This window comes from Erysipelothrix sp. P66 (genome assembly GCF_038682365.1).
GTDB classification, from domain to species: domain Bacteria; phylum Bacillota_I; class Bacilli_A; order Erysipelotrichales; family Erysipelotrichaceae; genus Erysipelothrix; species Erysipelothrix piscisicarius.
On the sequence record NZ_CP152290.1, the window covers coordinates 1741635 to 1754017 of the forward strand.

Genomic DNA, 12383 nt, shown 5'->3' on the forward strand with positions numbered 1-12383 from the left:
CCTAACTTATGATACGAAAGGCTCCGTAAGGAGCCAAAATTTATTTACCCAGACAGAAACGCGCAAAAATTTCATCAAGCACATTAATGTCCTTCTTCGGTTTAATAATTGAAGCAAGTTCTACATACGACTCATTTAAATCAATCGTTACTAAATCGAGCTCCATTCCAAATTCCAACGCCTCAATAGCACGCTGCATTGCGAGATAACTCTTTTGTACCTGCGCAATATGACGTTCATTTGACAGTGTGGGTTTCGATAAGGCTTTCGTATGTTCGACATACCGCTTATTGATTTCATCAACGAGTTCATGAACATCTGCCTCTAAAGCACTGACGTATAGACCATCGGGAGCTCGCTCTACAAGATCTTTTTTGTTGTATACAATAATGCGTTCTTTGTGCTTAGTTGCTTCTAATAACTCAAGATCTTCTTGATCTCTGGGTTGCGATGCATCAAAAACAACAATGACAAGTTCGGCAGTTTCAAGCGCTTTTCGACTTTTTTCAATTCCGATTTGTTCAATGCGGTCACCGGTATCACGTAAGCCTGCTGTATCAATTAAATGAAGAGCTACATTCTCCAACCGAATCCAACCTTCGACCAGATCGCGTGTTGTTCCGGCTATTTCCGTAACGATTGCCTTATCTTCTTCAAGAAGGACATTAAGAATACTTGATTTACCAACATTGGGCTTTCCAAGGATAACCGTCTTGACCCCTTCTTTCATGATACGACCACTTTGCGATTCTTTTAGAATTTTTCCAAGATCTTTTAGAAATTCTTTTGCATCCGGGAGAATTACCGCTTCTGTTAAGACCTCCACATCATCATACTCAGGATAGTCGATATTTACTTCAATATTGGCAATCATTTGGATTAAACGTTCAAGTAATGGCTCAATTAATTTACGTACATTTCCTTGGACCCCAGAAATTGCAAGTTCTTGCGCAAACTCATTTGGAGCTTGAATCAATTCCATAACTGATTCTGCTTGCGAAAGATCAATACGTCCATTAAGGAATGCACGTTGGGTGTATTCGCCTGGTTCTGCCATCCGTGCGCCTACAGACAGACAAAGACTTAATATTTTTTTGGTCACTAAAACACCACCGTGACAGCTTATTTCAACAACATCTTCTCGTGTATAAGTTCGAGGCGCTCTAAAAACACTGACGAGTACCTCATCAACAACTTGTTTGTTCACAGGGTCAATAATATGACCGTAATGAACGGTGTGTGAATCGACTTGTTCAAGATCCCGAGAGAATATCTGATTCACGGTTTCTATGGCATCGACTCCACTTATTCTTAAAACATTGATGGCACTTTCTTGCAGTGCCGTTATAATTGCTACTATTGTATCTGTTATCATACGCATATTATAGGTAAAAAAAAGAGAATGCGCAATGAATTCTCTTTTTTAATCGTGTTTTAGGGATTCAAGTGTCTCGCGAACTTGCTCAACAGCGTTTTCCTGAATTTCAATGATTTCCGCTCCATTTGCATATGCAATTTCACGCAAATCAGTTGCGACTGCGGTAAAACGTGACGCACCAATCACAAGAAAGATATCATCTTCTCGTAAAGCATCAACTTTTTCATACGCACGTCGATAATTAGGTGCCGGATCGCCATATAAGACGGGTTTATTAAAAAGTTTATCTGCATATGCAAGTTCACTTTCATTGGGCATGGTCCCGTGTAACGCAATTGGTGTACTTCCAGCTTTCTCATGTAAGCCATCAATGTTCATCGTGATAATAGGAATCTTGTATTCCGCCAATGCAAAATGAGCATCATTGGGTTCCGCTTTTTGAATCATATAATACATTTCTGAAATTGTTTCGCAATATGTTTTCGGATTTTGTGTCGCAAAGCTACGATGCAAACGATCTCGAATCTCAGGTTGTTCCATAAACGTATTAATTCCGGATGCTTTACTAATTCCTGCACCTGTGAATGCTAAAATCATCAAACCACTCCTTTAAATTATTGTATCACGATATTGAATCAAGTAGTGAATCGATATCCCCCAATAAAGATTTCTTAAAATGTTCAATATCCACATCGAGTGCAACCTTAACATTTGGTGTTTTCCCAACCTGATACGCATGCGTATCCAAAATCGTTCGTCCTTTTTGTTCAGGGTCTGTCAGAACTTCGACGTTTACAGTCGGTCCGGTTACAAATTCAGGATGAAGTGCCGCAAAAACAGCGAGAGGGTCATGCAAGGCACATCCCCCCCACGTTGGATATGCATCTTTATAAGCGTCCAAATAATATTGAATAATTTGATAAAGTTCGGGCGCCGATGTTGTCCAATGGTTGATGTCTTCATGGGTAATAATTGCACGTGTCGTAACATCCAAACCAATCATCGTTATTGGGATTGAACTTCCCAAGACAATCTTGCTGCTTAAGTCATCTTGTGCAACATTTGCTTCCGCAAACTTGCTGACATTTCCAGGAACACTCAATGCACCACCCATTAAAACAAGATTATTAATTCCTGCCATCGCCTTAGGATTTCGTTCAATGGCTCTCGCCAAGTTTGTAAGTGGTCCCGATGATATGATTACAAGTTCTTTTCCATACTTCTTAGCTGACTCAATTAAAAAATCAACCGCATGGATTGAATTTTCAAGTATTGGAGATGGTGATAAGACAGCATTCCCAATTCCATTCTTGCCATGAAACTTAATGCCGCCGGCTAGATGTTCATAAGCCTCATCACTTCGCGCATGCGTACACCCACGATATACGGGAATTGTTTCGCACTTAAAATAGTAGAGTAAGTCCAACGTATTTTGTGTCGCTTGATCAACATCAATATTTCCATAAACTGTAGTAATACCAATTAACGATACATCCTTTTGCGCACACATATAGGCTATTGAAAAGGTATCATCAATCCCAGTATCCACATCTAAAATAACTTTCATAACTTCCCCTCTTTTCCCTTGATTACGGAATAGAGCACGTTAATTGACGTGCTTTAACGAATTCATGAATCCCTTCAATTGTTTCAGAGCGCTCAATCCATCGTCTGTATCCCTTTACCTCATTATTATCATACACAATTTCTACCGCTCCGGATAATAAGTACTCCGGTTTGTATTCTTTTTCCTTGGTTTCAGGATTTTCTTTTTCAATGTTTACCACATAAATTTGAGATTGAATCTTTTGATTATCGCTCTCACACAGATCAATTGGATTTAGATGATAGGAACGAATGGTCTCAGATTTTACAAGATTTTGGTAAAATGCATCTGCATTTTCATTCAAGACATCACCCAATACATTGATTGGAATCGATATATTTTGAACAAGTGAATCATCTTGATTAGTATGATCGTTAACTTGTGACTTTTGATAGACTAGAAGTCCCAGAACAATTAAAAATAATACGACTGCGATTTTCAGTAGACGTTGGTTCTTCCGATTAGACTGATCCAACACCTTTTGTCGTTCTTGTTTCATAGTTTCACCTCTAATGTTACGATATCATTATCATTTTATCGATATGAGAAATTACAATGAAAGATAGAAAAAGGACGCGTCAGCGTCCTTACTCGATGATATCAAGCAATTCTAAAATACGATTTAAATCTTCATCATCATCAAACGATATTGTTACTTTATTATTTGCAATATTAACGCGCGTTTGTAGACGTCGTTCAAATAATGATTGAGCATAATCATAATCTTTATTACGGATTTTCGGTTCAACAGGTTTAACATCTTCTTTATTAATGAGACGTTCTGCTTCACGAACAGACAACTTCTTACTTAAAATTTCTTCCGCAATGCGTTCAATTTCTTTTGGATCTTCAATTGTAACAAGTGGACGTACATGACCCATTGTTAATTTATTATCGCTCACCATCTCTTGTACAGATTTTGGAAGTCTAAGCAGACGCAACAAGTTTGTAATATGGCTGCGGGATTTACTTACACGTTTAGCAACTTCTTCTTGAGTTAGACCTAAACGATCAATTAAAGAACTGTAACCCATCGCTTCTTCAATTACATTTAAATCTTCACGCTGAACGTTTTCAATAATCGCAATTTCCATCATTTGTGAGTCATCAAAATCGACAACAATTGCAGCAATTTCTTCTATTTTCGCACGTTTTGTAGCACGTAAACGACGCTCTCCTGCGACAAGTTCGTAACCTTTATTGGTTTCACGAACTAATATCGGGGTAAACAAACCATGAGTTGAAATTGATTGTGATAATTCTTCTAATTTATCCTCGTCAAAATGACGACGTGGTTGGTATGGGTTTGTGCGAATATCTTTGACTTTAAGGCTTGTCTTAACGCCTGTAAACTCATCATTATTACCTTGTTGAATATCCTCAAGGACTGAAGACACATCATCACCAAAAATTGCACCCAGTCCACGACCTAAACGATTACTATCTTTCTCTGCCATTCGAGTCACTCCGTTTCTTATTATATGATAAGACTTCTTTCGCTAGAGATGCGTATGCTTTAGCGCCTTCCGATTTTAAATCATATTCGAAGATTGAGTTTCCACGAGAAGGAGCTTCTGACAACTTAACATTTCTAGGGATATTACTCTTATAGACACGTTCTTTAAAATATTTACGAACTTCTTGTTGAACCTCAACACTCAAACGAGTACGGACATCAAACATCGTAAGTAAAACGCCTTCTATTTTTAAATCTGGATTAAACAGCTTTTGCACCAGTCGAATTGTGGATAACAATTGCGTTAATCCTTCAAGTGCATAATACTCACATTGGACCGGTATAATAACCGAATCTGCAGCTGTTAGAGCATTCGTATTTAACAAACCTAATGATGGCGGACAATCGATGATGATGTAATCATAGTCATCCTTTGCTTTTATTAATTTATTCTTTAAAAGACGTTCGCGACCAATCTTAAACTCTACCATTTCGAGATCTGCACCCGCAAGGTCAATTGTTGCGGGAATTAAATCCATTGGAGGCGTGTTTAGAGACATCTTAATGTCACTTACTTCTTTTTCAGAAAGAATTAAATCATAGGTACTGTCTTTGATGGCCATTCTATTTGCACCTACACCTTGAGATGCATTTCCTTGGGGGTCAAGGTCTACTAATAGAACTTTTTGGCCTAAGTAGGCTAAACCAGCAGATAAATTAATACTTGTCGTTGTTTTACCAACGCCACCTTTTTGATTCGCTACAGCAATTATTTTCCCCATTGACTCACATCCTTTGTTATATTCTTAAGTTATTTAGGGAAGCGTATCGTGATGACGACCTCATCATTCGTTTCTTCCATATCATGTTTTACCGTAATTCCTGTTTTTTCGATCATACCAATCGATTGTTTGATTGTATTGATTCCAATCTTGATGTGTTGAGAAATACCACGTGTTACAGCTTTTTTCTTTCGTGGTTTGTTAATGAGGGTTTCGGTCTCTTTAACGTTCAACTTTTTATTAAGGATTTCGTCTAAAACTTCTTCAGTTTTTTCCTTTTCAACGCTTAATAACGCGCGCGCATGACGCTCCGTAATTTTACGTTCGCCAAGGGCTTCGAGTACGGGTTCTGGCAATTCAAGCAAACGGATTTTATTCGCGATTGCGGATTGCGATTTTCCTACTTTTGTTGCAAGTTCCTTTTGAGTTATTTTTTGAATTCGCAAAATATCGCGATACGCTTTCGCTTCTTCCAAAACACTTAAATCTTCGCGTTGGATGTTCTCGATAAGCGCTAATGTCGCACTTTTATCATCATCAATATTACTAATGATGCATGGTACTTCAGTAAATCCAAACATTCGCATTGCTCGATATCGACGTTCTCCGGCAATAATTTCATATTCATCTGTCTCGTCAACTTCACGAACAACAATCGGTTGAAGAAGGCCATTTTCACTAATCGATTGTCCTAATTCCAACAAACTCTCATCATTAAAAGTTAGCCGAGGCTGATTACGGTTAGGTTTAATTTTTTCAATAGCTATTTCTCTACGATCAATCATGATTCCTCCCAGACAGTGGTGTCTTTTTAATTTTAGCATAACTTCTTGGATACTTCTTCGAAGCGGACTTCACTTTTGTAATCTCTAAATTATAGCGGTCACCCATGATATCATCACTGAATTTATGTGTCTGCGTAAGTTCGCCACCAAGGATTTTAATCGCTTTGAGGGAGTCTTCATACTCCTCAATTCCTTTAGATCCTTTCATCGCTAAAAATACACCGCCTACCTTCACGAAAGGCAGACATAACTCACTTAGAATATCAAGATATGCAACAGCCCGAGCCGTCGCAACATCAAATGATTCACGAAGTTCTCCGATAACATCTTCTGCTCGACCATTAATTACAGTTGTATTTTTTAATCCACATTCAAGTACAACACGTTCTAAAAAATTTGTTCGTTTTGTTGTGGGTTCAATACAGGTCACCGTGATATCCGGACGGGCAATGGCAAGAACAATTCCTGGAAAACCTGCACCACTTCCTATATCAGCAATCCGACTGTTTTCTTTTATTAATGGTGAAATAAGTAATGAATCGTAGAAATGCTTTAAAAATATGCCTTCATCATCATCGATACCGGTTAAATTTAAGACTTTATTCACTTCTTGAATAAGATTCTTGTACGATAAAAATTGTTGTTTCATCTCTTCTGAAACAACAATTCCCAACGCTTCAATTTTACTAATAAATTCTAAAAAATTCATGAAGCCTCCAATTGCAATGCATCTTTTATTAACACATTTTTATCATATTTGATTCTTATGATTAGAATCGAAACTACGTTGTAATTATAGCGTATTTATAAGATTTCCACAACAAATCATCGTGACAAATATTTGGTCTAAAATGCATAAAAGACAGTATATACTGCCTTTTATGTGCTAATTAACAATTCTATTTTTATGCCTTTTCGGTAATAATACACAAACTCCCATTAATATCAGGATTATTCCCCATTTATTACTGTGTTTTTGTTTTCCGGTCTTAGGAAGAACGCCATCTGTGTCCTTGTTTATTACCCGGGCAATCGTTTTCTCATCAAACTTTTGTTTAATGGTACTGTAATGACTTTTGATTGCATGACTCTCTTCGGTCTTTTCTTTTGGAGTATGTGTGGTTTTTATACTTTTATCTCTCACCAAATTTGATGATTGTTGTTCTGTTGTTATTTTTGAAACGCCTTCTTTTTGTTGGATAATTGGATTTGACATGATTATTTCATAATATTCAAGTGGTTCAATCACGTTGGGACTGTCTGGTTGCCTACGTAGCAATGCGTCTAATATATTATTTGTTTCACGTTCGTGCTGTTTCCGATTTTCAATATCTTGAAGTAAAATCCGCTCCAATTCCACACGTTTTTTTGTTTCAATGATACTCAAAAACTTCGATGCCGCATCCCTTTCAGTGTGGTCGAATGCATGTTCAGGAACTTCCTCTCCTTCTAAATAAGGTGGAAGGATATCCCCTTTTATAGGTTCTCCTTCAACATCTACCATACTAAAAATCTGCTGATTATCATTAAACACTCCAACTTCTATTATTGGATTAAGATTTTCATGTAAGGCTGTTTCTTGTAGTTCAATTGGAAATCCATCAAAATGATTCTCTAAAATTATGGGGTTGAGGTGTGCCTCATATTCCTTCGTACTGAGTTCGTAAGCAATGCGATTTTTCCGATCTTGCTCTAAAACATCTTCTAAATATTTTTGCTTCATCCTTTCCTTCTGCATAATGGCTTCCATTCCACTGATGTATTCGTGATTTTGAACGTCTTCGATACCATATCCATCAAGAAATACCGGATCGGGTCGTAAACGATTTTTAGGTTCATCGAGAGTATCGTGAATAACAAAACCGTCTACCGATAGCATGACCTCACGATCAGGTTCTATTGAAGGCTTCGGAGTTTCATGAATGATAAATCCATCCACACCCAACAGTTCGTTCAAATCAATTTTGCCTGTTGCACGAGGCGGACTTAATATTTCTACTTGGATATCCAAATCGTCATCTCTTTTCGGCTTATATGCCTTCTGAATGTCAATCTGAAGCGGCTGAATCACCCGATCGATATAAATTTTCAAATCATTTGCGACACTTACAAACCCATCATCAACGGAGAATGTCGTTTCTTTACGAGGATTTACCTTGAAGGTTACTTCCGACTGATTAAAGGCGACGGTTTTTTTGAACTCGGTGGCTTGATTTCCTTCAAAGAGGTGAATATCAATCGTATCTGTTTCCTTGGCTCCTGGATAGGCCAATATATTAGGTCCCCACTCCACATTAAATGTTTTGTCAATGAATCGCTCGACTGCAATTTCAGAAATTTCTTTTAACCGATCTTCTCTGATATTAAGTTCTACGCTTGCATCATTCAAATTGTATCGTTTCATTCGAGTAAATGTATTCAAGTCTTCATGTCTAATATTCTCAAATACCACATTCCCGTCTTTAACAATACCTGTTAATTCTTTTTGGTTATCAGTAATAAAAACGACTTCTCCCGTAAGACCACTTGTATTATGGCCTTTTAAAGGAATTTCTTTCGTAATATCTTGACGAATACGAAATTCAAATTCGTTTTCATTGATTACCTTTTTTTCAATTTTTACCCTATCATCACCATCGGTAATAATATCAAATGTATAAGGTCGATTCTTATCGTCATACTTGGTTGTAATAAACGAATAATGTTGACTTGAAGAACGTGTGTAAAATGTAGTGCGATGACTTTTCGATTGCTCACCATTTTTTGTTAACACAAAAGGAAGCGATCGCACACCATTGATGGGTCCATCCCGGACCACCGAGAATTTAATTGTTTGATTTTTAATTCGCACAATATTAATGATATTTTGATTCTGAATCACTCTATATTCAAGAGCATCTGGCGTTTCTTTATCAATTTTAAAGTCATAAACTTTATGATAAAGATTGCCTCCATCAGCATTAAAGTTGAATGCATCTTGAACGACTAGATTATCAATCGTAATTGACTTTATATCTTTTGTAAGATTTGTAATCTTACCAATTTCAATGGAGGTATCATCATTAAACTCCTCTTGCATTGTTAAGGAGATGGGCTGATCACCGCTCTCCATCCCGAACCAATTAATTGTGTAAGTTTTAGAACCTGATACACAGGTATTAGCACGATGACAAAGACCGCGTAGCATTACATCAGTTCCTTGATTTAGATTTTGAAAATCAAAACCTACTTCCGCAGAAACATGTTCTGTTCGAAAAATACCAAAAAGTAAAATAAACATTACAAATATACCAATTTTTCGTATCATTAAATCCCCCTCCACATTTAATAGCGTTTTAAATTTTTACATATACATCCTTGGATTGTAAAGAGGTCTTTCGATTTACAACAAAGTGTTGTCTACTCAATAAGAAATCATAAAAGTAAAAGTGGTGCGGTTGAGATTTGATAAAAGAAAAGCCAACCCTACTGGATTGGCTTTAAGTAATTATTAGCTGTTTTACGGGCCTTTTCTGCAATTCGAACCACACTCAGTGTTTGTTCTAAATACAGATCTCGAAGTTCAAAATCTTGTGTTCGAATCGCACGCTCAAATACTTCCACTTGATATGCAAGCCTTGGAAGATCTTGAATGTTAATCATCTCTTTTGAATCTTTCGTTACAATACTTACAGACTCAATGCTGCTGACACTTTCAGGAATATAAATATAGCCCTTTTCCCCTTGGATTTGTCCAAAGTTTTGAGAAAAACTATCCTTAGCACCAACACACTCTACGATCATGGTCGGATATTTCATAATTAGAACACCAGAAGTATCAATACCATTAGAATGTTTATTTGCATAATATTTTACTTCATCGGGCATTCCAAAAATCCCAACAACAAAATGAATATTATATATATTGATATCCGCTAAGGCACCTCCAGAAAAATGAGGGTTGAAGACATTGGGTGTTTCACCTGCTAAGAGTGCATCATATCGGCTTGAATATTGACTGAAATTACACTGAACAAGCTTAATATCACCAATAACTTCTAAATTTGATTTGATAAATTGATAGTGCGGTAAATGAATATTGCAAATTGCTTCAAAGAGGAATAAATGATGCTCTTGTGCATAACGAATCAATCGTTGCGCACGTTCCTCTGTTTCAACAAAAGGTTTTTCTACAATGACATGTTTCCCGGCTTTTAACGCAGCATATGCTTGTTCATAGTGAAGACTGTTGGGTGAAGCAATATAAATCGTATCCACCAACGGATCTGAAAATAAGCCCTCAAGTGTCGTGTGTGTTTGTGTAATCCCAAAACGCTTCGCTAAAGCATCCGCTCTGCCTTGCGTGCGGGAATAAACCGCTTTAAATGACACACCCAATATATCTTGTGATGACTTAATAAATTCTTCAACAATAATTCCTGTACCAATTGTTCCAATATTCATGTTTTCCACCCTATCCTTTGTGTTTGAGTACCATAGCAAGAATTGCAATATCTGCTGGATTAACACCTGAAATACGCGATGCTTGACCCATTGTAATCGGTCTTACAGCAGTCAGTTTTTGACGCCCCTCAATTGATAAGTTTTCAATAGAATCATAGTTAATATCTTCCGGTAATTTAATATTCTCCATCGAACGAAGCTTTTCTGCTTCTTTCATGGCTTTCTTAATATAACCTTCATACTTGATTTCTACTTGGATTTGGAATGCTAAGTCTTTGCGGACTTCCATGTCCAACAGTTCTAATACCTCTAACAATTCAATACCCGGTCTTTTAACCGCGTCGTAAATTGTTAAATCATGTGCTTGAAATGGTGAATCCTTTTCAGCAAAATATGCTTCAAATTCCGGACTATGCGGTAATTTGATGGTTTTACTTGCTTCAATGAATTCATCAATAATTTGAATATCTAACTCTATTTTCTCATAATCTTCGTCACTTAACAATCCAATCTCATGACCAAAGTGAGATAATCGTCGGTATGCATTATCATGACGCAATAAGAGACGATACTCTGCTCGTGAGGTTAAGAGACGATACGGCTCTAATGTTCCTTTAGTTACAAGATCATCGAGCATTACACCAATATAAGCCTCATCGCGTTTAAGAATAAGGGGTTCTTTCCCTTGATTTTTAAGTGCTGCATTAATCCCTGCCATCAGACCTTGACCGGCTGCTTCTTCATAACCTGAAGTACCGTTAATTTGCCCGGCAGTAAATAAGTTTTCCACAGTCATGATTTCAAGTGATGGTTTTAACTGAATTGGATCAATTGCATCATATTCGATAGCATAACCATAGCGTTGAACGCGACAGTTTTCTAATCCAGGAACGGTTCGAATCATTGCGTCTTGAACCTCTTCTGGTAATGATGAAGACAGCCCTTGAACATAAGTTGTATCCAACTCTGCGGATTCTGGCTCTAAAAAGATTTGGTGACGATTTTTATCTGCAAAGCGGACAATTTTGTCTTCGATTGATGGACAATAACGTGCACCGACCCCTTCAACAACACCTGAGTACATGCTTGATTTTTCAAGATTAGCCTCAATTAGATCGTGAGTTGTAGGATTTGTATAGGTTAAATAACAAGGATATTGTTCCTTAATTACATCTTCCTTCTGAGTACTATTGGAGAAGTAATACGGCTCATCATCCCCAGGCTGAATGGTTGTCTTACTAAAATCAATACTATCTGTATAAACACGTGCTGGCGTTCCTGTTTTAAGACGGAACGTCTTCAACCCTAAAGCACGTAATGATTCTGATAGGCTATTTGTTGTGGGATCGCCATCAGGTCCACTTACGGTAACCGTTGAGGACAGTAAAATTTTTGAACTCATATACGTTCCACTGGTAATAATTACAGCCTTAGCCGCTACAAACTCATCACCTTTACAACGAACACCGGTGACAATGCCGTTTTCAGCAACAACACCTTCTACCATTTTTTGAACAATTTCAATTCCAGGTTCCGCAAGAACAGCATCACGCATCGCACGCGAATACGCTAATTTATCCGACTGAACACGCAAGCATTGAACACCCGGTCCCTTACTTGAATTTAATATCCGAAACTGCAAGGCTGTCTTATCCGCAATTTCCCCCATAACACCGCCAAGTGCTTCAATTTCACGAACAACAATCCCTTTTGCAGGTCCACCAATTGATGGATTGCAAGGCATTGATGCAATTTTATCTACATTTAACGTAAAGAGTGCAGTTCTTTGCCCCATTCTGGCTGAAGCAACTGCTGCTTCAACACCGGCATGACCGCCTCCTACTACTATAACATCATACATATAAAAGCCTCCGTTGGTATTTTATCACAATTATACAACATTCGAGTTGATAATGATTTAAGTTCACTTATT

At 37.4% G+C, this 12383-nt stretch carries 11 protein-coding genes; all 11 read right to left on the reverse strand.

Annotation, left to right across the window (positions count from 1 at the left end; translation table 11 throughout):
- Positions 1 to 40: 40 nt before the first annotated feature.
- A complete protein-coding gene (gene mnmE, locus AAG186_RS08620) occupies positions 41 to 1381 on the reverse strand; it encodes a tRNA uridine-5-carboxymethylaminomethyl(34) synthesis GTPase MnmE (protein WP_342621659.1) in 1341 nt (446 codons plus the stop codon).
- 42 nt (positions 1382 to 1423) lie between these two features.
- A complete protein-coding gene (locus tag AAG186_RS08625) occupies positions 1424 to 1975 on the reverse strand; it encodes a Sir2 family NAD-dependent protein deacetylase (protein ID WP_200542885.1) in 552 nt (183 codons plus the stop codon).
- A gap of 25 nt (positions 1976 to 2000) precedes the next feature.
- Positions 2001 to 2945: a nucleoside hydrolase gene (locus AAG186_RS08630; RefSeq protein ID WP_342621660.1), complete on the reverse strand. Its 945-nt coding sequence runs from the start codon at positions 2943 to 2945 to the stop codon at positions 2001 to 2003.
- A 22-nt stretch (positions 2946 to 2967) separates the two neighbouring features.
- On the reverse strand, positions 2968 to 3483 hold the full coding sequence (locus AAG186_RS08635; RefSeq protein ID WP_342621661.1) for a hypothetical protein: 516 nt from the start codon (positions 3481 to 3483) through the stop codon (positions 2968 to 2970).
- A gap of 88 nt (positions 3484 to 3571) precedes the next feature.
- Positions 3572 to 4441: a ParB/RepB/Spo0J family partition protein gene (locus AAG186_RS08640; RefSeq protein WP_161636866.1), complete on the reverse strand. Its 870-nt coding sequence runs from the start codon at positions 4439 to 4441 to the stop codon at positions 3572 to 3574.
- A complete protein-coding gene (locus AAG186_RS08645; protein ID WP_003774236.1) occupies positions 4425 to 5222 on the reverse strand; it encodes an AAA family ATPase in 798 nt (265 codons plus the stop codon). The genes AAG186_RS08640 and AAG186_RS08645 overlap by 17 nt, the downstream gene beginning before the upstream one ends.
- 29 nt (positions 5223 to 5251) lie before the next feature.
- Entirely contained in the window at positions 5252 to 6007 is a 756-nt protein-coding gene (gene noc / locus AAG186_RS08650; RefSeq protein ID WP_125163908.1) for a nucleoid occlusion protein, read from the reverse strand.
- The gene (gene rsmG, locus AAG186_RS08655; RefSeq protein WP_331836571.1) at positions 6000 to 6716 is read right to left on the reverse strand and encodes a 16S rRNA (guanine(527)-N(7))-methyltransferase RsmG; all 717 of its coding nucleotides are present in this window, start codon (positions 6714 to 6716) and stop codon (positions 6000 to 6002) included. The genes noc and rsmG overlap by 8 nt, the downstream gene beginning before the upstream one ends.
- A 177-nt stretch (positions 6717 to 6893) precedes the next feature.
- Positions 6894 to 9314, reverse strand: coding sequence for a hypothetical protein (locus tag AAG186_RS08660; protein WP_342621662.1), 2421 nt, complete (start codon positions 9312 to 9314; stop codon positions 6894 to 6896).
- Between the two features lie 158 nt (positions 9315 to 9472).
- The gene (locus AAG186_RS08665; protein ID WP_331836568.1) at positions 9473 to 10450 is read right to left on the reverse strand and encodes a Gfo/Idh/MocA family oxidoreductase; all 978 of its coding nucleotides are present in this window, start codon (positions 10448 to 10450) and stop codon (positions 9473 to 9475) included.
- A 10-nt stretch (positions 10451 to 10460) separates the two neighbouring features.
- Entirely contained in the window at positions 10461 to 12311 is a 1851-nt protein-coding gene (gene mnmG, locus AAG186_RS08670; protein WP_342621663.1) for a tRNA uridine-5-carboxymethylaminomethyl(34) synthesis enzyme MnmG, read from the reverse strand.
- Between the last annotated feature and the right edge of the window lie 72 nt (positions 12312 to 12383).

Coding starts and splice junctions, on each gene's coding strand:
- mnmE (WP_342621659.1), bottom strand. CDS start 1,381: ATGCGTATGATAACAGATACAATAGTAGCAATTATAACGGCACTGCAA.
- AAG186_RS08625 (WP_200542885.1), bottom strand. CDS start 1,975: ATGATTTTAGCATTCACAGGTGCAGGAATTAGTAAAGCATCCGGAATT.
- AAG186_RS08630 (WP_342621660.1), bottom strand. CDS start 2,945: ATGAAAGTTATTTTAGATGTGGATACTGGGATTGATGATACCTTTTCA.
- AAG186_RS08635 (WP_342621661.1), bottom strand. CDS start 3,483: ATGAAACAAGAACGACAAAAGGTGTTGGATCAGTCTAATCGGAAGAAC.
- AAG186_RS08640 (WP_161636866.1), bottom strand. CDS start 4,441: ATGGCAGAGAAAGATAGTAATCGTTTAGGTCGTGGACTGGGTGCAATT.
- AAG186_RS08645 (WP_003774236.1), bottom strand. CDS start 5,222: ATGGGGAAAATAATTGCTGTAGCGAATCAAAAAGGTGGCGTTGGTAAA.
- noc (WP_125163908.1), bottom strand. CDS start 6,007: ATGATTGATCGTAGAGAAATAGCTATTGAAAAAATTAAACCTAACCGT.
- rsmG (WP_331836571.1), bottom strand. CDS start 6,716: ATGAATTTTTTAGAATTTATTAGTAAAATTGAAGCGTTGGGAATTGTT.
- AAG186_RS08660 (WP_342621662.1), bottom strand. CDS start 9,314: ATGATACGAAAAATTGGTATATTTGTAATGTTTATTTTACTTTTTGGT.
- AAG186_RS08665 (WP_331836568.1), bottom strand. CDS start 10,450: ATGAATATTGGAACAATTGGTACAGGAATTATTGTTGAAGAATTTATT.
- mnmG (WP_342621663.1), bottom strand. CDS start 12,311: ATGTATGATGTTATAGTAGTAGGAGGCGGTCATGCCGGTGTTGAAGCA.